We start from the raw sequence: 23,042 nt of genomic DNA on the forward strand, positions 1-23,042 counted from the left end.
TTTAATCCTTATGTTCTTTTATTCTAACACCTTCAAATTTTGGTGTACAATAAAAACGCTTTCCTTCTTCTTTAATAAAATTAACAACTTCAGAAACAGACTGAGAAGAAGAATAGAAAGAAGCAACATCACTGACACGCTCTTTAAATGGTTTGCTATGATCAAAAAGCATAGCAACCGCATGACGGAGTGCATGAATATCTTGACGCTCAAGTCCTGCACGCTTCATGCCAATAATATTGAGTCCAGCAAGTTTTGCCTGCACACCAACAGCTGTTCCATAAGGTATCAGATCACCAACCAGTGCAGATACGCCGCCGATAAATGCATGATGTCCAACACGAACAAATTGATGAACAGCAGCACCACCACCAATAATCACATAATCACCAATAGTAACATGACCAGCAATCATTGCGTTATTGGCAAATGTTACATGATTGCCTACATAACAATCGTGAGCGATATGCGCATAACAAAAAAATTGGCAATTATCACCAACAACTGTCATTCCTACACTCGAATCGGAACCCCTATGCATTGTTACACCTTCACGAATCGTACAATTCTTACCAATAAAAAGAGTTGTAGCCCCTCCTTTATGTTTATTATTTTGCGGATCTGCCCCCAAAACGGCATGAGAAAATACTTTACTCTTGGCTCCTAACGTTGTCTTTCCCATTATTACAACATGACTTGTCAAACTACATTCATCACCAATAACAGCCTCTGAACTAATATGGCAAAATGGTCCAACGCGTACATTCTCACCAAGCTGCGCTCCCTTCTCCACAAGAGCAGTTGGATGGATTTTCGTACCGGACATTTTTTAATTCCCATCAAATATCGTTTATGCTTCTTCGACAATCATCGCAGCAATTTCTGCTTCAGCGACGCGAACATCTTCTACTTTTGCAACACATGAAAAACGTCTCATACCAGATCTTTTTTTCAAAAGCTGAACATGGATTTTTAGCTGATCACCAGGCATAACCGGCTTACGAAATTTCGCATTATCAACCGTCATAAGGTAAACTAAATTTGTTTGCTTATTGCCTAAATTTAAAAGTGCTATTGCTCCTGCCGTTTGTGCCATAGCTTCTAAAATCAAAACTCCAGGCATAACAGGCTTTGAGGGAAAATGTCCCATAAAATGTGGCTCGTTAATCGTTATATTTTTAATACCAATCGCTTCTTGTTCACCATCAATATCAACGATACGATCAATTAATAAAAATGGATAACGGTGTGGTAATATTGATAATAGTTTTTCAATATCGACAGCCTCTAAGTTTTTAGTTTTTTCACTGCTGATCATATCAGCGTTTCTCCTTTTTAACTTTTCCCATACTGCGCAATGCCGCTACTTCACGAAACCATTGTTTAAATGGTCGCGCTGGACTACCTCCCCATTTTTCGCCATCCGGAATGTCATTCATAACACCACTACGAGCAGCAATCTGAACAGATTTACCTATTATGATGTGATCCGCTACTCCCACACTTCCGCCAAGCTGAGACATATCCCCTATAGATGTACTTCCCGCAATGCCACATTGAGCGGCAATAAGACAATAGCGTCCAATTTTGACATTGTGGGCAATTTGTACAAGATTATCAATCTTGCTTCCTTCACCAATAACAGTATCTTGAAATGTTCCACGATCAATTGTCGTGTTCGCACCAACTTCTACACCATCCTCAATAATAACGCGACCAAGCTGTGGAATTTTCTCGATTCCAGAAACGCCCCCAACATAACCAAAACCATCTTGCCCAATGCAAACACCAGGATAAAGCTGAACCTTATCACCTATTATAGAACACTGAACTGTTACCTTAGGAGCAATATAGCAGTCACATCCAATACGGCAATTTTCACCGATAACAGCTGTGGATGAAATAAGAGTTCCTGCACCAATCTCAACATTTTTACCAATAACAGCTCCCGCTTCAATACACACATCATGTGCCAACTTAGCCGTTGGATGAATATGCGCATGCGATGAAATCCCCTTCTGCCCCAACCAAGGCATTGGCTTGACAGAATCTGGAAACAAAATACGACCAATCTGAGCAAAGTCACGCTGTGGTGTGGATGTCACCAAAATTGCCATAGTTTCGGGAACTTTAAAAACAATCTCATTCGTACACAAAACAGCAACAGCAGAACTGTCCAGTAAAGCATCAGAAAACTTCCGATGCTCTACAAAAACAAGCGAACCTTCCACAGCACTCTCAAGTGAAGAAAGAGTATTGATAACTTTATGAGAAAACTCTGGATTAAGAAGCTTTGCACCCGTCAACTCAGCAGCATTTGCAACTGTCAATCGTCGGGACGGCGTAAAAAAAAATGTATCCGCCATCAAAACACTTTCTCTCCCAGCTTAAGCTATTCTCTTCAAGTTTTTCCTTCTTAAAATCGCTCAAATCAGAACTTCGTAGAAATACCAAAGTTCAATTGTTGCACACGATCACCTTCCTGTTTCGTTATTGGCCAAGCATAATCAAAACGCAAAGGACCAAACGGAGAATCCCACATCAAACTCACACCTGCAGATGAACGCCAAGCACTTTTGGTATTGGTAACAGACGGTTCACCCTTAAAAACGGCTTTATAATTATTGCCATAAAGCGTGGCAATATCCGCAAATAAAGCACCGCGCAACCCAAATCCCTCAGGCACGACAGGGATAGGGAACTGTACTTCAGCAGTCGCATTCATATATGTCGTTCCCCCCAAGAAATAAACCTCACCCTTACTGGAAACCTGACGCGGACCTATTCCATTATATTTGAACCCTCGAATCATATCAGAATTTACTTTAAACATATCGAAAATACGAACACCATCTCGGCCCATTCCGTGGATATAACCACCCCCAAAGGAAAGCAAACCAACGATATCCTTCTGGTCAGAAAGAGTCTTGTACATCATCGCCTTACCCGTGGTCTTCAAGAACTTTGCACTCCCACCAAGCCCTGCATATTCCTGAAGCAGATGCACGTACCACCCATCATGGGGGGATCTCATATCATCAATCGTATTATAGGTGAAACCATAACTAATTGATGAACGTTTCCAAGGGCTGTGTTTTGCAGCTTGAACAATCGCACCAGAATATTTCCCATATAATTCTATTATGTCACTCTCTTTGTCAAAATCATACTCTCCGCCAAAATCATATTCTTCCTGCACATAAGAATAAGCTACATTAGCAGATAATTGATTATTAATAGGTAACGAAAACCGCAGAGATCCACCTGTCTGCCGTACATCATAGGCTTTATCAGCACGATAAGTACTACGAAAAACATCAACACCAGCAGATAAACGATACCCTAAGAAATAAGGATCAACAAATGATAAATTATAATTACGAGATTTTTCTTGCCCCGCACCTAATCCTAAACGAACATATTGACCACGTCCCCCAAGATTACGTTCAGTAACAGAAACTTCAAGTGACATACCAGGACTTGTTCCCCCTGTTGTATACCCTCCAGAAAGAGAGAGATCTCCTGTTGAAGCTTCAACGACATCTATTACCAAAACAACTTGGTCAGATTGATCTGTAGGAACCATTGAAATATTAACGGCTTTGAAGAAACCTAAACTTTCTAGACGACGTTTTGCCCGCTGTAATAAAGTTTGATTGTAAGCATCTCCTTCGTTTAAATCAATCTCACGGCGAATGACGTAATCACGCGTTTTCTCATTGCCACGTATATCAATACGTTGAATATAAGCACGTGTACCCCGTTCAATATTATATAAAATTGAAATTGTATGATTTGCTAAATTACGATTTCCCCGCGGTTCAACTTTAGCAAAAGCATATCCCGAATCAGCAACTTTGTTATTAATAGTTGCAACAGACTGTTCAATATCTTCTGCACTATAAACATTACCTGGCTGGGTTTTAAGCATCCTTTTCACAGATTGAACGTCAATTCCATCAACATCACTTTCAACCTGAATATCGCTAATTTTATAGAGCGCACCCTCATCAAGAACGAAAGAAATTTTATACGTATTGCTTGCTGCATCAAAAGTTGCTTTAGAAGAGACTACACGAAAATCTGCATAACCACGGTTATAATAAAAGCGACGTAAAGCTTCTTCATCAACAGCGAGGCGCTCTTCACTGTAAACATCACCTCCCAACAACTTCGAAAAAATTCCTGAAGTTTTTGTTGAAATCACATCACGCAAACGACGACTTCCAAAGACATTATTTCCCTTAAAAGTGATATCACCAATCTTTGTTTTTTTCCCTTCAACGACATTAAATACCACATTAACCCGCCCTTTTCCAAGGTTAATCGTTTGAACGTTAACAGTGATATTATTACGACCAAGAGTTTTATAAGCCTCACGAATTGTATTTATATCAGCAGAAAGCTTAGCAGAATTAAAAGGCTCATTCGGTTTTAAAGAAATAAACCGCTTAAGATCTGGGTCTTTAAAAGATTTATTTCCTTGAAACAATATTTGATTGACAACCTCATATTCTTTTACGAATACAACCAATTTATCACCCACCGGATTTATTTTAACATCATAAAATAAACCCAATTCGAAAAGGTTCTTCACAGCACTATCAACATCACCACTGGAAACACCTTGCCCAACCTTAATCCCCATATTGTCTCGAATCGCCTGAGAACTTACAAACTTATTCCCACGAACCTCAATAGAGCGGACTACAGACGCTTGTATTTCTCCGACCGCAGCAATTGACATAAAAACCGTTGCTGGGGCAATCATCCCCATCTTTAACACCAATACAGATGCTGCATTTAAAAACTTTGAATTCGTAGTCATTGGCTTTTTTACCTTACTCTCGTTCCTTGGACATGATGCCTTAAAAGCTAACTGCCATAACAACCTTTTTACAGCGAGACTTTTCATTCCTTAATTACTCATTATAATGTACAACGCCACAACATTTTGTAGACATGGTAAACAACCTTCAATTTGTTTTTGCTATTATTACTTAATTTATAAAGCGTTTTCCATAATTTAATTAGCTAAACCAACAAAAATAATCATTAAAAAAGACAAAGATCATAAAAAGGAGAAGAATGAAAAAACCTAAACGAAAAACGATTCCCTGAATTTTAGCAGATATTTTCCTCCCAGTAATGACCTCAATGACATGCAATAAAAGATGCCCACCGTCAAGCGGTAGAATCGGAAAAAGGTTAATAAGCCCAACACTTATTGAAAGAAAAGCTGCCAAATTCAACAAAGAGATAAAACCTGTCTCGCTCACTTTCCAAGCAATTTTAACGGTTTTAGAAGGTCCACTTAGCCGACAACGATCCTCTTTGCCTCCTATTAAACGACTCATAAAAAGAACGGTTTGAGTGGCGATAAACACAGTACGGTCTGACGCTTTTCTTACAGCTGTTACAAAACCATAGCGAATATGTTTTATATAAGTTGGATCTAAACGTGCAGGATTATTTAAATCAACAGGAACACCTACACCTATCATAGCACTTCGTGTTCGATTACCAAATCCATCATCTCGCTCAACGACTTTCGGGGTAATCATCGTTGTAAAGACTCGCCCCATGCGTTCTATTTTAAACTCTATGGGTTCTCTTCCGTGAAAAGCTACATAATTCATCAAATCTTCAAAGCTTTCAACCCGTCGTCCATCCATTTCAACAAAACGATCACCTAATTCCAAACCGGATTGAAGAGCAGGGCTATCTTTTACCAAAGAACCAACAACGGGCTCAATGGCTACACGACCATAGATAAAGAAAAAAAATGTTAGAATAACAACAGTAAAAAGGGCATTAAAGAAAGGACCGGCAAAAACAGTTGCTGCTTTTTTCCAAGCATGCGCACTAGCAAATGAACCATCAACAATCAGAGATGATTGGGATGATTCCGTATCGATTTTTTCCTCATCCCCAACAAATTTTACATAACCTCCTAAGGGGATAAGTGCTAAACGCCACTTCGTGCCATGCTTATCTGTATAACTCGCTATTTCTGGTCCAAATCCAAGCGAAAAAATTAACGCCTTAATACCACACCACCGACCAATGAGATAGTGCCCAAATTCGTGCACAAAAATGATAATCATAATGATGAAAAGAATACTCAAACTTCTTAAAAGAAAATCACCCATAGTGACGATATGATTTAAAAGTTCCAAACTATCTTCTCCCAATTAGATCATACTAAAAAGATTAAAAGGCGCATCCATATCAGACATAAATGAACCAATTAAATAAAGAAGAAAAGCTGCCCCTACCAATCCATCTATACGATCCATAAAACCACCATGTCCAGGCAATAAAGAACTAGAATCTTTAACAGAAAACCGTCTTTTGAGCCATGATTGCCCTAAATCACTCAATTGTGAAACAATTGACAAAACAAGTGTAAGGAGTGGCACAAAAAAACTGGCTAAATTTATATCAAAAAATCCAAAAGCGACCCATATACCACCGAAAACTCCGACAAATGTACCACCAAGTGCTCCTGACCATGTTTTATTAGGAGAAAATTGTGGTGCTAATTTAGGCCCCCCTAATGCACGTCCGATAAAATAGCCACCAATATCTGTTCCCCACACTATCGTAAATAAGAAAATAACAACTTGGAACCCCAACATTTCATGATCCCGTAGAAAGCATAAAGCAACAACAGGAAAAGATGCATATAAAAAACCAGAAAAAACCCAACCACTCTTTTTTATAGATATAATAGCTAACACTGTAGCTAAAATGATTAAAACACAAAAAATCAATGAAGCAGATACACTCAATACTAAAAAAAAGCCAAAAATTAAATAAAAGATACTTGCTAATATTTTTTGTAAAATACACCATTTCTCTTTAGTAATACTCACCCACTCATAAAGAACAAAACCGCCAATACACCATACAAATAAAAAAAAGAGGTTTCCTCCCAACCATGTTAGATACAACGCAATAATGCCAAAAACAAAAGCTGTCAGAATACGATAAACCAAATTAGACAAAACAACATCCAAACAATAAAAATAGAAAATACAAGCTCTAAAATTAACGCAAGAAAAACTCCCCTACGCAGTATTTTTATCTCATACCTGTATAATTTCTCTTATAATTTATCATAAATAATTCAGTCTACTAAGATAGCGCTTATGAGACTAATAATCAATGAAAACAGCTTCAAAAATCTTCGTCAAAATTATAAAATATTTTTTAATATTTTCTCAAATATAAAATGAAAAAGCAGTTACCTCTGCCCCACACAAATTAACTAATATAGGTTTCGTATAAAAACACTTTTCTATCAACTATTCGTCATTAAAAAACGAATTACGCCACATAACATCTGCTTGATCGATTATACTTACCATGTTTTATAATGAGAAATAAGAGAACGGTTAGGCTTGTTTTTTTACATTATATTCTTTCCCCAACCTTCATCTTAGAATATTTGAGTAATTTCTAACAATGCTTTCATTATGCATTTTAACAAAGACGTGCTCAACTAAAAAACCACACCATGCTGTTAAATAGTATCTCCCAGCAAAGGGCATGATTTACCACGCAGACTAAAAAATAAAAACATCTGCCCTTTCAAATCAGTCTCTCCCATATCAAAATGATAGAATACCTTCCTGCATCACACCTTGCTACCACAGAGCACACCACTCCCTACAATTTCCCTAGAAACAATTTACAGGCTGGGAGTAAACATCCTTTTTCTAGTGACAAAATCGTCTTAAACGTGCATAATTTCAGATTCTTTTACGGCTAAAATTTTATCAATATCAGCAATAGTTTCATCTGTGAGTTTTTGAACTTTTTCAGACAAACTATGGGCTTCATCTTGTCCAATTTCACCATCTTTTTCTAACTTTTTCAAATTGTCCAGACCATCCCGACGAACATGACGTGTAGCAACACGCGCTTGCTCTGCATAGTGATGCGCAATTTTTACAAGTTCTTTACGGCGCTCTTCATTCAATTCAGGCAAAGGAATACGTAGATTCGTACCATCAGTTATGGGATTTAAACCAAGACCAGAATCGCGAATAGCGCGCTCTACAGCTCCGACCATCGTTTTATCCCATACAGAAACAGAAAGCATCCGAGGTTCGGGAACAGAAATATTAGCAACCTGATTTATATGCACAACAGAACCATAAGATTCAACGGTCAACGGCTCTAATAAGCTGGCCGATGCACGTCCAGTCCGCAAACCACCTAATTCATGTTTAAAAGCCGTAATGGCACCATCCATGCGACGTTTCAGATCATCCATAATTGATGTAACATTCATATTTCTGTCTCCTTCAATTGTCCTTTGAAGCTTACCCTTATTCCGATACTATTGTAAAGCGTCCTGTTCCATTCAAGACCTTAGCCAAACCGCCTTTTTCATGAATGGAATACACAATAATCGGTACATTGTTCTCACGTGCTAAAGTGACCGCCGTTGAATCCATAACAGATAATCCCCATTGCAAAACTTCAACATGTGTTAATTGGTCAAAACGCTTAGCCGTAGGGTCTATTTTTGGATCTGCTGAATAAATACCATCAACTTGTGTTCCTTTAAGAAGGACATCCGCACCAATTTCTGCTGCACGTAAAGTAGCAGCAGAATCAGTGGTAAAAAATGGATTTCCTGTACCACCTGCAAAAATAACAACTTTTCCCTGATTCATATAAGCTATTGCTTTACGTTGCGAGAAGCTTTCACAAATTTGTGGCATAGCAATCGCAGAGAGTACAACAGTTTCAACCCCTAATTTTGTCAAAGATGTTCGCAATGCTAAAGAGTTAATAGCAGTTGCAAGCATTCCCATATGATCACCTGTCACTCGGTCCCCACCATGCGAAGCAACAGCAACGCCACGAAAAATATTTCCCCCACCGATAACAACCGCAACTTCTATCCCCATTGTGCGCACTTCTGCAATATCAGCGGCAATACGGTCTACAACAGAAACATCAATGCCAAAATTCTGCCCTCCCATAAGAGCTTCACCAGAAGCCTTTAAAAGAATACGTTTATACGGAAGTGCTAATGCCATTCATAATCTCCCCAAAAGCACATTTATTTTCGCTTTTGACACCACGAAGGGCACCACTTTTTTCACGTGACGCCCTCTCAACAATTACATTGTTCCCCTCAGAGATTCTACAACCAACGATATGACTTTAAATCTCTGTTCAAGAGTTTGCAATAACTAGCCTTTTACAGCAGCAGCAACCTCTGCAGCAAAATCAGACTCCTCTTTTTCCACACCTTCACCTAATGCAAAACGAATAAAGCCTGTAATTTTTGCTGGAGCACCAATTGATTTCTCAGCATCCTTTAAAGCGGCCTCAACAGTTATATCAGGATTCATAACAAAAGCTTGAGAAAGCAAAACAACCTCTTCAAAAAACTTACGCATACGTCCTTCTACCATTTTTTCAATGATATTTTCAGGTTTTCCAGACTGACGCGCTTGATCTGAAAAAATTGCTTTTTCTCGCTCAACAGCAGCAGCATCAACATCTTGTGCTGTAAGTGCTAATGGATTGGTTGCCGCAATATGCATCGCGACCTGCCGACCAAAAGCAAGAGCAGCCTCTTTATTTCCTGTTGTTTCAATCGCAACCAAAACACCAAGTTTCCCAAGCCCATCAGCCACACTATTGTGTATATAAGTCGCAACAACACCATTCTCAACAGACAATTTAGCGGAACGACGAAATGTCATATTTTCGCCAATTGTACCAATTGCATCTTTAATCGTAAGCTCTACAGTCTTCTCAGAACCTGGATAAAGAGAAACAGAAACAGATTCAACATCCCCTGGCGTATCTAAGGCAGCAGTTGCTACTTTACGCACGATGTCTTGGAATCCATCATTGCGCGCAACAAAATCTGTTTCAGAATTAATCTCAACCAAAACTGCATGTGAATCTTTTGATACGACTCCGATTAATCCCTCAGCTGCTGTACGACCAGCCTTTTTATCTGCTTTAGCTATTCCTTTTTTACGAAGCCAATCAACAGCAGCTTCCATATCACCATTGGTCTCTGCTAGGGCGGCTTTACAGTCCATCATACCAGCGCCAGATAGTTCTCGAAGTTCTTTTACTTGTGCAGCAGTAATGCTCATATTTGCCTCTTTATTTTATAACAGTGAAAGCGTGCAAAATCCCTCTGCACGCCTATAACTTCTTCTTTAGACAATAAAAGTACCTTAATTAGGCATTTTATATTATTCAGAAACTTCTGAAACTGCATTTTCTTCCAAAATAGGCTCCACAGGTGCATCAACTTGAGCTCCTAAATCGATACCCATTGCTCCTTGCTGGCGTGCAATACCATCAAGAGCAGCACGGGCAAAAAGATCGCAATAAAGAGAAATTGCACGTGAAGCATCGTCATTACCTGGTATTGGATGTGTTACGTCATCGGGATCACAATTGGTATCAATAATAGCAATCACTGGAATACCTAAACGCTTTGCTTCTTGGAGTGCAATATTTTCTTTATTCGTATCGATAACAAAGATAAGATCTGGAACAGAACCCATATCTTTAATACCACCAAGCGCACGATTAAGCTTTTCACGATCACGTTCAAGATTTAAACGTTCCTTTTTAGTAAAGCCTTGCGCTTCAGCAGCAAGAATTTTGTCAAGCTTCCGCAAACGATGGATCGAATTGGAAATCGTTTTCCAGTTTGTGAGCATGCCGCCAAGCCAACGTGCATTAACGTAATACTGAGCGGAACGATTCGCCGCATCTGCGATAATGTCAGATGCTTGCCGTTTCGTACCAACAAAGAGAATACGACCACCACGCGCTACAGTATCTGAAACAAGTTTAAGTGCTTGGTGTAAAAGTGGAACGGTCTGAGCAAGGTCAATAATATGGATATTATTACGCTGGCCATAAATATAGGGAGTCATTTTGGGATTCCAGCGATGAGTCTGGTGACCAAAATGCACACCGGCTTCTAAAAGCTGGTGCATAGTAAAATCGGGTAGTGCCATAAATCTTATCCTTTCCGGTTCAACCTCCGCGGAAAAAGCAGGAAGACCTGCTACCGGCGGATGCTTGCTAGAAGTTTCTCACAGATCATTTGCAAACACCCAGACTCCGCGTGTGGAATAGCGCAAACATACTAATATTTGATTCTTTTTCAAGTTATTTTCTTTAATCATTTAATATTTGCATTTTCGCATTGATTAAGATCTTTTCCAAGTTCCAAGAATTCGAGACTGTTCAATTTTGCACGCACTGAAAAAGTTCCATAATCTATATGAAGATCACGCATGACACCATTCTCATGTAAGAGAAAACTGCTACGATAAACCGGCAAACCATCTTTATTTTCTCCATCATCAAAATAAGAAATTGTAACAGGCCAATATTCTTCTTCATCCAATTTTCTTACTTTTTCCGTTTCGCTATCAGATAAAAGCGTCTTCTTTTCCCCTATGACGATACTTTCTTTTATAACTTTATCTGCTTTATTTGTCCCATCAAATACAGTAACATTGTAAAAATGATCTCCTGCTTTTGCATGGCGGATAATATTTTTTAGTTGCATTATTGGAAATTCAGCCATTGCAAGCTTATACTCTTTTTCCTTTGGCTTTTTTAAGGTAACTGTAATACCATCTTGAGTACGCTCTGCAACCCCCTCGGCACGATGCACAACCTCTTCTCCCTCTTGATCTGTGATATTAAAACGAAATGTACGGCTGTCTCCTGTCTCATAACTCGTCGTCTGTTGATCAGTCAAACGTACTGGCATATCTTCAATGTGAACACGGCTAATGAAACGAAAACGTGTGCTATAGCCTTGGCATGCCGAACCAGTAAGCTCGTAAACCATTCGTCCTGACATCGCAGAAATTGTCATTTCATGAGAAACACTATCGAGATGAAAATCATAAATTGCTCGATGAGGCACAATAAAAATGGGCTCTTCAGCTCTCGCAGTACATAAAAAAACAATATATAAAATTATTATAAATAATGATCTAATCATTCCCAACTTCCGAACTTTATCCCCGTTGCATAACATCATACAATAAGGCAAAAAAGGCTAATTTCTCAATTAACCACACATTTTCTTAAATCAAAAAATAGATTATGCAATGAATATATTATAAAGCAGCTATGGAGTTAAAATTATGACCAATATGATTGAAAAAAACTTAGAAAAATTCGGAATCACTCTTCCTGAAGTAATCTCCCCCCTTGCCAATTACATCACCACTTCACAAAGTGGCAATCAACTCTTTATTTCTGGACAACTCCCTCTTATTAATGGAAAACCAATAGCCATCGGTAAAGTTGGTGCAACTGTGAATACCGAACAAGCCCAAAAAGCATCTGAAGCTTGCGCTCTCAATATTCTCGCGCAACTCAAGGCAACTCTGGGTGACTTAAATAAAATAAAACGTGTGGTCAAAATTACTGTTTTTGTGGCTGTAGATTCTCATTTTACCGATATTCCTTTTGTTGCCAATGGAGCTTCTAATTTATTCGTCAATATCCTTGGTGAAATTGGAAAACACGCCCGTTCTGCTATTGGTGTTGCCTCTCTTCCTATGGATGTTCCTGTAGAAGTTGAAGCCATCATAGAAATCTAAACCTTCATTAAGACAGTGCATTATCCTAAATATAACTGAAGTCAAAATACTTCTTTGTCTTACACTCTGATAAACCTTGCATTTTTTCGTTTTTAAATTAGAATCTTAAACTTACGATAAAAGGAAATATTTGTATGAAACAAGCTTATGACAATAACAATATTTTTGCTAAATTGATTCGCAATGAAATCCCTTCTGTTCGGGTCTACGAAGATGATGATGTTATTGGATTTATGGATATCATGCCACAGGCACCAGGTCATACGCTGGTCATTCCTAAAAAAGGCTCTAGAAACTTACTTGATGCAGATCCTGAAACATTATTTCCTGTTATTAAAGCTGTTCAAAAAATTGCAAATGCTGTCAAAAAAGCCTTTCAAGCAGATGGCATAACTGTCATGCAATTTAATGAAGCAGCTAGTCAACAAACCGTCTATCACCTTCATTTTCATATTATACCACGTATGGAGGGAATAGAGCTTACCCCTCATAATGATATGGTAACGCCTCCAGAAATACTTGAGGAGAATGCAAAAAAAATTCGTGCAGCTTTATAACACACTCTTAAGTTGTTGTGCTTTTTTTTCCTACACGTTTTTTTGTAAAGTTTTCCATTTTACTTTTCTTTGAACTTACAGATATATCGGAAGATGAAATTTCTAACTGTAAGCTTTCTTTTTTACCATTTGATTTTTGTGTCAATACGCGAACGGTACCACCATTGCGTAACTTTCCAAATAAAATTTCATCAGCTAATGGCTTTTTAATATATTCTTGTATAACACGCCCTAATGGGCGTGCTCCCATCTGAGAATCATATCCTTTATTAGAAAGCCATAAAGTTGCAGAAGGGCTTAATTCAAAACAAATTCCTCGATCAGCTAATTGTGCTTCAAGCTGAAAAATAAATTTTTGCACTATCTGATTGATGATTAAATGAGATAAAGGTGCAAACGGAATAATTGCATCTAACCGATTACGAAATTCTGGTGTAAATAACCGATTGATTGCTTCTATATCCTCACCATCACGATGTACTTTCCCAAATCCAATAGCTGATTTTGCCATATCTGAAGCACCAGCATTGGTTGTCATAATCAAAATAACATTGCGGAAATCAATTTTCTTACCATTATGGTCTGTTAATCTACCATAATCCATTACCTGCAATAAAATATTAAATAACTCTGGATGCGCTTTCTCAATCTCATCTAGCAATAGAACTGCGTGAGGTTTCTGATCAACGGCATCTGTAAGGAGACCTCCTTGATCAAACCCTATATAACCTGGAGGTGCTCCGATTAAACGTGCTACCGTATGCCGTTCCATATATTCTGACATATCAAAACGCAATAATTCAATGCCTAAAGATGATGCAAGCTGTTTTGCAACTTCAGTTTTTCCTACACCTGTTGGTCCTGAAAATAAATAACTTCCTATTGGTTTATCCGATTCGCGTAAACCTGCTCGCGCCAATTTTATGGATGAAACTAAGATGGAAATTGCCTGATCTTGACCATAAACAACATGTTTGAGTTCTCTTTCAAGCTTACTCAGTATCTTCTGATCATTCCGGGAAACTGTTTTTGGTGGAATTCTTGCAATTGTAGCAACAGTCGCTTCAATTTCTTTAACACCTATACTCTTCTTGCGTTGTTTTTGTGGCAAAAGCTTTTGCGCTGCGCCACTTTCATCAATAATATCAATTGCTTTGTCAGGTAACCTACGATCAATTATATAACGTGAAGATAATTCTACAGATGCCTTCATCGCCTGATCTGTATATTTAATCTGATGAAAATCTTCAAAGTAAGGCTTCATCCCTTGCAAAATCTTAATCGCATCTGTAACAGAAGGTTCATTAATATCAATCTTCTGAAAACGACGCTCTAAAGCACGATCTTGTTCAAAGAATTTGCGATATTCTCTATAAGTCGTCGAACCAATACATCGCATAGTTCCAGAAGATAATACAGGTTTCAAAAGATTTGCTGCATCCATATTTCCCCCTAATGTCGCTCCTGCTCCAATTAAGGTATGAATTTCATCAATAAATAAAATAGCATCTGGATATAGCTCAAACTCTTTAATAACTTGCTTTAAGCGTTCTTCAAAATCACCGCGATAACGTGTACCTGCAACAAGTCCCCCCATATCAAGAGAAAATATTGTTGCATTTGATAAAACTTCAGGTACTTGCCCATCAACAATGCGTTTTGCCAATCCCTCAATTATAGCGGTTTTCCCCACTCCAGGATCACCAACCAAAAGCGGATTGTTTTTCGACCTTCGACATAAAATCTGTATCATGCGTGAAATTTCCATTTCACGGCCAATTAATAAATCAATTTTTCCATTACGTGCTTTACAATTGAGATCAACACAATAATTCGTTAAAGCACTTGTTCCTCTTTCACCATTATCCGAAATCTGCTGATCTAATTGCTCTTCAAGTCCTTCAAGTAACATGGATAACCCATCATCACGCGTGACACCCTGTGAAATAAAACGTACAGCATCGTAGCGTGTCATTCCCATCTCTTGAAGAAAATATGCTGCATGGCTTTCACGTTCAGAAAAAATTGCAACAAGAACATTTGCCCCCGATACTTCATCTTTTCCAGCTGATTGTGCATGAATCACCGCACGTTGGATAACACGCTGGAAAAAAGCTGTAGGCTTTGTATCCTCATCAGCTCTAATCTGTTCATCTAACTCTGAGCGAAGATAATTGGTTAAGCGCTCTCGCAATTCCTCCACATCTACTTGGCAAGCCTGAATAACGGAATTTGCATCGGCATCATCTAACAGCGCAAGTAGAAGATGCTCTAGTGTTGCATATTCATGCCGTGCTTGAGTAGCAATTGTTAATGCACGATGCAAAACCTCTTCAAGACTAGGTGTAAAAGATGGCATAGCTCCTCACTTCCATTCCATTACACATTGTAACGGATGTTCATTTTGACGCGCACATTCCCTCACTTGTAATATTTTCATTTCAGCGACTTCATAAGTGTAAGTCCCACATTCTCCTATCCCATTGTGATGAACATTTAACATTATCCGCGTTGCCTCTTCGAAACTTTTTTTAAAAAAGTTCTTCAAAACGAAAACAACAAAATCCATAGGTGTGTAATCATCATTAAGCAAAAAAACGCGACATAATTTAGGTTTTTCGAGTTTTTCTCTAGCCTTAGGCATTATAACTGCACCATGCCTACCTTCATCCCAATTCTTGCCCTTTTCATTATGCATAATATGAGCTATAGAGTTTATTATGAGCATCTGTCCCATTATCGTTTTCCATGCAGTACATTTTTATTAATTTTAAATTCTTTCATAACTATTGCAATACCTGTTTGTATTAGAAAAAAATTTCCCTCTATGGTTAGACTTCAATCACTCACTCATAAAATAACTTCTGTAAACAAATTAGTAATACCATTCGTCTAAACTGCATCAATAAATTACAGAAAAGGAAGCTTTATAGAAGTTTTTGAGGATAAATGGAGAAATAGGATACTGCAAGTGTATATTAATTATCAAAAAATTATGCGCTACTGTAAAACAATAGCAATTTCTTTTGTTATGTTAGCTTTTTCTTACTGTTGGGCATCCGCCACACCTCAAGGGGCCTATCCTGATAAGTATGCGGCTATTGTTATAGATGCTACTACGGGAAAAACTTTATTTCAAGCCAATGCAACACTGAAACGTTATCCTGCTTCTTTAACAAAAATGATGACATTGTACTTACTCTTTGAAGCTATGCAGATGCGTCGTGTGACACCAAATACACCAATTCCTGTTTCACATTATGCAGCAATGCGTCCACCGACAAAAATTGGATTTAAAGCAGGCCAAACAATTTCTGCAGAATCAGCAGCTAAAGCACTCATTACAAGGTCCGCAAATGATGTTGCTGCTGCCATTGCAGAATATCTTGGAGGTAGTGAAAAAAAATTCGCTCAAATGATGACAGTAAAAGCTCGTAAACTTGGCATGAAACATACACATTTCGCAAATGCTTCAGGACTTCCGGATGTGCGCAATTATTCTACAGCACGAGATATAGCGACTTTGTCATTAGCTTTACGTAAACATTTTCCCAAACAATATAAATTGTTCAAAACAAAAAGTTTTAATTTCCGTGGACATAAAATTAACAGCCACAATAAACTTATTAAAATAATGAAAGGTGTCGATGGAATTAAAACAGGCTACACACAAATGTCAGGTTCTAATTTAGCAACTTCGATGCGTCTTGAGGGGCGCTCTATTGTCGCTGTTGTTATGGGAGGTAAATCATCTACTGCACGTGACGAGCATATGGCTAGCTTATTGAATCAATATTTGCCCAAAGCAAGCCAAATGAAAAGTGGTGAACGTTTAATAGCTTCTGTACGCTATCACTTACCCACTGGGGCCAATACTCCTATACCGACCATTAAAGCTGATTCAAGTAATTTTGACGATGAAATTTCGACTATGTTGACAGCATTTGCAGAACAACCTAAAAACTCCAATATCGCAATAACGGCTGTCAATAAGGTAATTATACCAATACCGAATCCTCAAAAAACTATACCGGCTGAGACTCATAAAATTGTAACAGTCTCTTTGTCCGAAAATGCCGGATGGGCGATCCAAATTGGTTCTCTTCCTAGTGAAGAACAAGCAAAAACTCTACTTTTAAAAGCAAAAAATACAGCTTTTTCCACTTTAAAGAACGCATCTTCACATATGCAACTGTTTGAAAAAAATGGGCAGCGTTATTACCGAGCGCGCTTTACAGGGTTTCAATCAAAAAAAGCTGCATTTGATGCTTGCTCTACATTAAAGAAAGCAAATTTTAACTGCTATACTGTAGCCTACTAAAAATTTTTGAATTCTGCGTTAAGGATAGTATTATGACAGATAATGCTTTTGCTTCATTCCATAAAAAAGAAGTTTTATTGAAGCAATCATCCCTCCTTTCATTGCGTTCTCTTCACGATGCTGCCGCAAAACTTACTGGTTTAAAATATAATTCGACTGCATTAGATACACAGTCTCTTGTTAACCTTCTCATTTGCCAAACAATGCGCAACCGTCGTCTCATAATGCCTCCTGTACGCATTCATTTACGCGTTGCGAGCCAAACTGGTAATGTGCCTATTAAAATCCGTTTAGGAGCAACAAATATTTAATTCTACAGACCCTCTCTAAAAAATTATTTTATTATTAACCATTATCTACAGCCTCAGAAAACCTTTTGATAAACATACTTTTTTCTTAAATTGTTGAATTTTCTGACAGCTTTTCCAACTATCCAATATCTTCAAGCTTTCAATAAAACATTGTTAAGGACATAAAAATACCCAATATTTTTCCACTTTTGGATTTAATATAAAAAATTATCCTTGATATCTTTCTGGAAAAAATGAATAGCTTCATTAGATGAAAGCTTATCATTTGGTGGGATTATTGTAAAAGTTCAATAAAGAAAATCCCTCTTAATAACGCTCCCTATACAACATAAACGCTGTAAAAAAAAACAATCTCACTTCTCTTACTTGTATTTATGTCAACAGGCACAGAAAATTGGAAAATACAAATACTATCGATGAAAAAACGTAAATAAATTATCAGATTAAATATTATGATAACGATTTCCATAAGATTTTAATTTATAATTATAATTTATTTTTTGCATATTGAACAAGAGATTTTCGTAAAATACTCTTATTTTACTTCTTATATTGAATCAGTCAAAATCGCTCGCTTGCTCATCACGAGCAAAATTGACATATAAAGCATTTACAAAAGGAATCAAAGTATCCCTTATGAATCATTTCAAGTACTAGGATCTTTTGTAATATTGAAAGTTGAAAAAAAGGATGATAGTGCTGGTTTTCTCCCTTTATAAATAAAGATGCTAATACTCTATAGATTTTATACCATTCATGGAAAACTTACATTATATTATTCATATGCAAGATACTGATTTATAAAGATAATTAATTATTTTGTTTGTTAGATGAGAATCTCGAATATCGTAAGATTCTCTCATTTAAAATCTGTTTATGTTGAATCAATCAAAACCGTCTCTTGCATGTTATGAGCGAGATTAGTGTGTAGCGTGAAACTGTCCCAAAAAGACTAAAAATGCCTATAATGAACCGTTTCAAATGCCAAGTGCTTTAGTCCCCCTGTACAGAGGGGGGCTCTGGTAAAGTGTGTAACCATGCCAGCGTACTTCTTTTTATTAAGCATAAAGATAGAGACAGCTCAATGGATTTACCGTTATATCATTCACAGGTGCCATCGCGAAATGAGCTTGGGGGGAGGCCTGAGAGATATTTTTTTAAAACGAACTCACGAACGCGTAACACAACAATGTTCTATCGTGTGCATTCTATTCTCATGAGAATTTTTATAAATATTTCTTAATGTATACGTTATTATTTATTTTAATTTTTTTGTCGGTACAAAATTTATAAATAAAAAAGATATTTCCAATATATCTCTTAATTATTGTAAATTAGTGTTTTTTTTTCAAGGCATTTTTTACCATACTAGGTAGAAAAAAACTTCACTTTTAAAAAATTAAAACCTTTAAAATTCTACTTTCTTCATCATAATTATTCAGACTTAAAACAAATTTTCCTTGGATACTCAGGCATAATCTTCCATTACTTAAAAGATATATGGCTATGGAAACTTTTTAAAGCCATAAAACCCAGCTAAAAATAATGGCAGATTGATCACTAATTTTACTTTACGCTTTCTTATTTTTTCCAAATTACACTTTTTCCCCACTTTAGAGACAAATCAAACAGATGTACAACACTCTCCCCTCCAAGCTTGCATGCAACACCTATTATTCGTTAAGAAAACACTGAATCATCTCAGATTTATTTCAAACTACTGCTGCATTAAAGTGGAATTTTGATTTATAAGGAACAAAAAACATAAGCTTTATTAGGAAATACGATCTCTCTCCAAAAAGTCCAGTTATGGATTGAAAAATGTTCCAGCTCTTAACAAGATATCGCATTGACTGCAAGACCACCTTTACTTGTCTCTTTATAGCGTTCACTCATATCATGACCAGTCTGGCGCATTGTTTCTATACAAGCATCAAGAGAAACAAAATGATCTCCATTACCATATAATGCAAGAGAAGAAGCCGTTACCGCCTTAACAGCTCCCATTGCATTACGCTCAATACAAGGCACTTGTACAAGACCTGCAACAGGATCACATGTCATTCCCAAGTGATGTTCAAGCGCAATTTCTGCCGCATTTTCAATTTGAGCTGGTGTTCCACCTAACGCTGCGGTCAACCCTGCTGCGGCCATTGAAGATGCCGTTCCAACTTCACCTTGACACCCAACTTCTGCACCAGAAATAGAGGCATTATGTTTGATAACACCGCCTATAGCTGCTGCCGTTAATAGAAAATTATGTATTCCCTCTCGATCTGAATCATCATTAAACTGAAGATAATAACGCAAAACGGCTGGGACGACACCGGCTGCTCCATTTGTTGGTGCTGTAACAACACGACCACCCGCTGCATTTTCCTCATTGACTGCTATAGCATATACCGAAAGCCAATCATTTGCCCAAAGTGGATAATTGTAATTTTTCTTTTGTTTTTCCAAAAGCGTTTCATGCAGCTTTTTAGCGCGCCTTAGAACACGCAATCCACCAGGCAACTCACCTTCTTGTGAAAGACCTCTATCAATGCAATTTGTCATCGCTGAAAAAATTTCATCAAGCCCTACATCAAGAGAAAAACGCTCTATCTTTGTTTCTTCATTTAAGCGCTTCATTTCAGCAATTGAAAGTCCTGATTTTTCTGCCATTGATAACATTGTACAAGCAGAATCGAATGGATATGGTACCTCAAATGCTTCTGGTTGTATATTATCATTCATATGGCTTAATTCATCCTCAGTCACAACAAAGCCACCACCGATAGAATAATAAATCTGCCGCAACAGAACATTCCCATCAGTATCAAGTCCTTCAAAGGCTAGTCCATTTGTATGTCCAGGGAGGATTTGCTTTCGTTCAAAAATAAGATCACGTTGCACATCAAACTGATAAGCGGGATGACCTTCTGGTTGCACTTTTTTTTCACGTATAACTTTTTCTAACAAAAACCCCATGCTATCAGGATCAACAGTAGAAGCTTTTTCTCCTAAAAGTCCTAATATGATAGCTCTATCTGTTGCATGACCAATACCCGTGAAAGCTAAAGAACCATAAAGATAAACACGTATACGAGAAACTTGAACATCAGACGACTGAGAAAAATCTCCTATCTTTTGCAAAAACATATTAGCAGCAGTCATTGGTCCCATCGTATGTGAGCTAGAAGGACCAATCCCAATTTTAAAAAGTTCAAAAACAGATAGAAACACGTATCACCTTAAACTATAGTACAGCTTGAGCATATATGCTTTTTCATAACGTTTCTTCCGTTTAAAATCAAATTGCGAGATAAACTAAAAAAATGACAACAATAAACACGAATGTCGCTCGTCTTGCTACCACCCAACACTTTCTTTCTATAGTGTTTTCCATTAGCCAACCTTTAAAACGGACAATGCCCCTAGAGTCACCACTCCCAATGTTCCAAACGTAGTAAAATAAGTGTTAATATGCAATATTAAAATTCAATAAGGATGAGAAATCTTATCGGAAATATTTTTCATAATGCACTAAGTTCTTCAAAACATATGCTTAATTGTATAAAATATTTTATGGGTATGTTTCAATGAAACGTACAAATTTTTCTAACGATTCTCGTTCTGTCTCAAAATTGTTTTCTGGAGCACTCATATCGCGATAACCAAGTGCCATACCACAGATAATATGGCGATCAGAAGGAATAGATAAAAGCGTACGAATCTGTTTATGATAATCAGCAAAAGCAGCTTGAGGACAGGTATCTAATCCAAATCCACGTGCAGCTAACATAATGGTCTGCATAAACATACCCAAATCAAGCCAACTCCCCATTTCCATGTCGTGATCCATTGTAAATAAGAGTCCTACAGGTGCATCAAAAAATAAAAAATTTCGCGCCTTTTGATGAAGTATTTTTTCTTCATCACCTTTTTGAATTCCAAGACTCTGATAAAGATCCAAACCAACTTTTCGACGCCTTGAAATATAGGGCTCACGCCACTGACGTGGATAATAACTATATTCACGCTCTCCTTTTACACCTGAAAGCACAAGTTGTGAAAGCTCTTGCCCTACTTTCTGTAATACACTTCCTGTAAGCACAATTACTTGCCATGGCTGAATATTTGTTCCAGATGGTGCACGTGCTGCAAGTTTTAAGATTTCTTTGATTGTTTCCAAACTAACTGGCTGATCAGTAAAAGCGCGAATTGACTTTCGTGACAATATAGATTGAAAAACACTCATAGGAGAAACTGTCATTGTTTTTACTTTCTTTATGAAAAATAGTTTTTTCTTATCAAGAATAATATACTGCGAAAATACCTTTGCAGCTTTTTCAAACACTCTATTTCTTTAAATGACTTACACATTTCACGCAGTGGTAAATATTCCCCTTAGAGACGGTATAATCTATCTCTTTTAAGAGAAAGAAATTAGTCTAAAAGAAGACAAAATAAATTTATAATCAATGACTACCCCCCAACTCCGCTAAGCTCTCAAAAAAAACTCTCTTCAATTCGTTCTAAATCCTGTAGAAGATCATCAACATCATGCTGCATCTGCTTTAAATCAGTTTGTTTTTTATGAATTCCTGCAATTAATTTCTTAAGCTTTTTCTCATCATCAGGTGGTTTTCCAACCATTGTCAACATATCAGATATTTCAGACAACGAAAATTTTACTCTGTTAGCATACAGGATTTGTTTTAACTTATGACGATCCGTTTATGTATAAAGCCGTGTACTTCCACACCGAAAAGGGATAAGAAGTCCCTCTTCTTCATAGCAAAGTTCGAGCTATTATTGAAAACTCACGTGTTAATTTTCCAATTGAATAATATTCGTACATTTTATTATTCTGTCTGCATAGATCACATTGTTATAAGAAATATGTCTATTTTTTATAAAACTTAGTGAGCACCTTAATCTCTACTTTTCTGCATTCTAATTTAGAAGAAAATACATTCACAAACATTGTATAGTAGAGAATCAATTATTTTTTAGATTATAGAAAAGACTCTTGATCTTTCATCATAAGTCCTTTTAAATTTTTATAGAAGATATCAATCAAAAATTTTCCTAAAGTTCAAAATCAATCTTATTTGATTTGTAGATAATCAACTCTTTTCCTTGAATATGATTTTTGAGTTTCACATATTTGGGAAAAATTCTATACTGCTTTTAGAAATTAAGAAACTTTAAAATAAAGTAACAAAAAAGATAAGCA

General features: G+C 37.1%; 20 protein-coding genes. 4 read left to right on the top strand and 16 right to left on the bottom strand.

The window, feature by feature from the left end; all coding sequences use genetic code 11:
* Position 1: 1 nt before the first annotated feature.
* The 11 genes from lpxA to ACFINL_RS06875 form a co-directional block, all read right to left on the bottom strand.
* Entirely contained in the window at positions 2–826 is an 825-nt protein-coding gene (gene lpxA, locus ACFINL_RS06825; RefSeq protein ID WP_375609506.1) for an acyl-ACP--UDP-N-acetylglucosamine O-acyltransferase, read from the bottom strand.
* Between the two features lie 24 nt (positions 827–850).
* Positions 851–1,318, bottom strand: coding sequence for a 3-hydroxyacyl-ACP dehydratase FabZ (gene fabZ / locus ACFINL_RS06830; protein ID WP_375612128.1), 468 nt, complete (start codon positions 1,316–1,318; stop codon positions 851–853).
* 1 nt (position 1,319) lies between these two features.
* Complete coding sequence (gene lpxD / locus ACFINL_RS06835; protein WP_375612127.1) at positions 1,320–2,366, bottom strand: UDP-3-O-(3-hydroxymyristoyl)glucosamine N-acyltransferase; 1,047 nt, start codon at positions 2,364–2,366, stop codon at positions 1,320–1,322.
* Positions 2,367–2,431: 65 nt separating this feature from the next.
* Positions 2,432–4,828, bottom strand: coding sequence for an outer membrane protein assembly factor BamA (bamA, locus tag ACFINL_RS06840; protein WP_375612126.1), 2,397 nt, complete (start codon positions 4,826–4,828; stop codon positions 2,432–2,434).
* A 202-nt stretch (positions 4,829–5,030) separates the two neighbouring features.
* On the bottom strand, positions 5,031–6,179 hold the full coding sequence (locus tag ACFINL_RS06845; protein ID WP_375651201.1) for an RIP metalloprotease: 1,149 nt from the start codon (positions 6,177–6,179) through the stop codon (positions 5,031–5,033).
* Between the two features lie 15 nt (positions 6,180–6,194).
* Positions 6,195–7,010 (bottom strand): phosphatidate cytidylyltransferase, encoded by an 816-nt coding sequence (locus ACFINL_RS06850; protein WP_375651203.1) that lies wholly within the window; start codon positions 7,008–7,010, stop codon positions 6,195–6,197.
* A 731-nt stretch (positions 7,011–7,741) separates the two neighbouring features.
* The gene (frr, locus tag ACFINL_RS06855; RefSeq protein ID WP_273790667.1) at positions 7,742–8,302 is read right to left on the bottom strand and encodes a ribosome recycling factor; all 561 of its coding nucleotides are present in this window, start codon (positions 8,300–8,302) and stop codon (positions 7,742–7,744) included.
* Positions 8,303–8,339: 37 nt separating this feature from the next.
* Complete coding sequence (pyrH, locus tag ACFINL_RS06860) at positions 8,340–9,059, bottom strand: UMP kinase (protein WP_273790666.1); 720 nt, start codon at positions 9,057–9,059, stop codon at positions 8,340–8,342.
* A 156-nt stretch (positions 9,060–9,215) separates the two neighbouring features.
* Positions 9,216–10,139 carry a translation elongation factor Ts gene (tsf, locus tag ACFINL_RS06865; protein ID WP_375630041.1) on the bottom strand — a complete coding sequence of 308 codons (924 nt, stop codon included), beginning with the start codon at positions 10,137–10,139 and terminating at the stop codon, positions 9,216–9,218.
* Between the two features lie 102 nt (positions 10,140–10,241).
* The gene (gene rpsB, locus ACFINL_RS06870; protein ID WP_273788135.1) at positions 10,242–11,021 is read right to left on the bottom strand and encodes a 30S ribosomal protein S2; all 780 of its coding nucleotides are present in this window, start codon (positions 11,019–11,021) and stop codon (positions 10,242–10,244) included.
* A gap of 167 nt (positions 11,022–11,188) precedes the next feature.
* Positions 11,189–12,025, bottom strand: a complete 837-nt coding sequence (locus ACFINL_RS06875; protein WP_273790664.1) for a cell envelope integrity EipB family protein — start codon at positions 12,023–12,025, stop codon at positions 11,189–11,191.
* 145 nt (positions 12,026–12,170) lie between these two features.
* On the opposite strand from ACFINL_RS06875, the gene ACFINL_RS06880 reads away from it, so the two are divergent.
* Together ACFINL_RS06880 and ACFINL_RS06885 are read left to right on the top strand one after the other, a co-directional pair.
* Positions 12,171–12,632, top strand: a complete 462-nt coding sequence (locus tag ACFINL_RS06880) for a RidA family protein (protein ID WP_375607219.1) — start codon at positions 12,171–12,173, stop codon at positions 12,630–12,632.
* 134 nt (positions 12,633–12,766) lie between these two features.
* Positions 12,767–13,189 carry an HIT family protein gene (locus ACFINL_RS06885; protein WP_375607220.1) on the top strand — a complete coding sequence of 141 codons (423 nt, stop codon included), beginning with the start codon at positions 12,767–12,769 and terminating at the stop codon, positions 13,187–13,189.
* A 7-nt stretch (positions 13,190–13,196) separates the two neighbouring features.
* On the opposite strand, the gene clpA is transcribed toward ACFINL_RS06885, so the two are convergent.
* Positions 13,197–15,548, bottom strand: coding sequence for an ATP-dependent Clp protease ATP-binding subunit ClpA (gene clpA / locus ACFINL_RS06890; protein WP_375651205.1), 2,352 nt, complete (start codon positions 15,546–15,548; stop codon positions 13,197–13,199).
* Between the two features lie 6 nt (positions 15,549–15,554).
* Positions 15,555–15,926 carry an ATP-dependent Clp protease adapter ClpS gene (gene clpS, locus ACFINL_RS06895; RefSeq protein ID WP_375612119.1) on the bottom strand — a complete coding sequence of 124 codons (372 nt, stop codon included), beginning with the start codon at positions 15,924–15,926 and terminating at the stop codon, positions 15,555–15,557.
* A 234-nt stretch (positions 15,927–16,160) separates the two neighbouring features.
* On the opposite strand from clpS, the gene ACFINL_RS06900 reads away from it, so the two are divergent.
* Positions 16,161–17,510, top strand: a complete 1,350-nt coding sequence (locus ACFINL_RS06900) for a D-alanyl-D-alanine carboxypeptidase (RefSeq protein ID WP_375612118.1) — start codon at positions 16,161–16,163, stop codon at positions 17,508–17,510.
* A gap of 32 nt (positions 17,511–17,542) precedes the next feature.
* Positions 17,543–17,821 (top strand): hypothetical protein, encoded by a 279-nt coding sequence (locus ACFINL_RS06905; RefSeq protein WP_375612117.1) that lies wholly within the window; start codon positions 17,543–17,545, stop codon positions 17,819–17,821.
* A gap of 1,833 nt (positions 17,822–19,654) precedes the next feature.
* Here ACFINL_RS06905 and ACFINL_RS06910 read toward each other — a convergent pair.
* From ACFINL_RS06910 to ACFINL_RS06920, 3 genes are all read right to left on the bottom strand, one after another.
* Entirely contained in the window at positions 19,655–21,046 is a 1,392-nt protein-coding gene (locus ACFINL_RS06910) for an L-serine ammonia-lyase (RefSeq protein ID WP_375612116.1), read from the bottom strand.
* A gap of 340 nt (positions 21,047–21,386) precedes the next feature.
* Entirely contained in the window at positions 21,387–22,076 is a 690-nt protein-coding gene (locus ACFINL_RS06915) for a nitroreductase (protein ID WP_375612167.1), read from the bottom strand.
* Positions 22,077–22,312: 236 nt separating this feature from the next.
* Positions 22,313–22,486: a hypothetical protein gene (locus ACFINL_RS06920; RefSeq protein ID WP_375612115.1), complete on the bottom strand. Its 174-nt coding sequence runs from the start codon at positions 22,484–22,486 to the stop codon at positions 22,313–22,315.
* Between the last annotated feature and the right edge of the window lie 556 nt (positions 22,487–23,042).

The sequence above is a fragment of the Bartonella sp. AA78NXGY genome (assembly GCF_042197005.1).
Lineage (GTDB): Bacteria > Pseudomonadota > Alphaproteobacteria > Rhizobiales > Rhizobiaceae > Bartonella.

Excerpts from the sequence above, each read along its gene's own strand:
- clpS (WP_375612119.1), bottom strand. The coding sequence starts at position 15,926 with ATGGGACAGATGCTCATAATAAACTCTATAGCTCATATTATGCATAAT.
- pyrH (WP_273790666.1), bottom strand. The coding sequence starts at position 9,059 with ATGGCATTAGCACTTCCGTATAAACGTATTCTTTTAAAGGCTTCTGGT.
- ACFINL_RS06915 (WP_375612167.1), bottom strand. The coding sequence starts at position 22,076 with ATGACAGTTTCTCCTATGAGTGTTTTTCAATCTATATTGTCACGAAAG.
- ACFINL_RS06875 (WP_273790664.1), bottom strand. The coding sequence starts at position 12,025 with ATGATTAGATCATTATTTATAATAATTTTATATATTGTTTTTTTATGT.
- bamA (WP_375612126.1), bottom strand. The coding sequence starts at position 4,828 with ATGACTACGAATTCAAAGTTTTTAAATGCAGCATCTGTATTGGTGTTA.
- ACFINL_RS06880 (WP_375607219.1), top strand. The coding sequence starts at position 12,171 with ATGACCAATATGATTGAAAAAAACTTAGAAAAATTCGGAATCACTCTT.
- tsf (WP_375630041.1), bottom strand. The coding sequence starts at position 10,139 with ATGAGCATTACTGCTGCACAAGTAAAAGAACTTCGAGAACTATCTGGC.
- ACFINL_RS06905 (WP_375612117.1), top strand. The coding sequence starts at position 17,543 with ATGACAGATAATGCTTTTGCTTCATTCCATAAAAAAGAAGTTTTATTG.
- rpsB (WP_273788135.1), bottom strand. The coding sequence starts at position 11,021 with ATGGCACTACCCGATTTTACTATGCACCAGCTTTTAGAAGCCGGTGTG.
- fabZ (WP_375612128.1), bottom strand. The coding sequence starts at position 1,318 with ATGATCAGCAGTGAAAAAACTAAAAACTTAGAGGCTGTCGATATTGAA.
- lpxD (WP_375612127.1), bottom strand. The coding sequence starts at position 2,366 with ATGGCGGATACATTTTTTTTTACGCCGTCCCGACGATTGACAGTTGCA.
- lpxA (WP_375609506.1), bottom strand. The coding sequence starts at position 826 with ATGTCCGGTACGAAAATCCATCCAACTGCTCTTGTGGAGAAGGGAGCG.
- ACFINL_RS06885 (WP_375607220.1), top strand. The coding sequence starts at position 12,767 with ATGAAACAAGCTTATGACAATAACAATATTTTTGCTAAATTGATTCGC.
- clpA (WP_375651205.1), bottom strand. The coding sequence starts at position 15,548 with ATGCCATCTTTTACACCTAGTCTTGAAGAGGTTTTGCATCGTGCATTA.
- frr (WP_273790667.1), bottom strand. The coding sequence starts at position 8,302 with ATGAATGTTACATCAATTATGGATGATCTGAAACGTCGCATGGATGGT.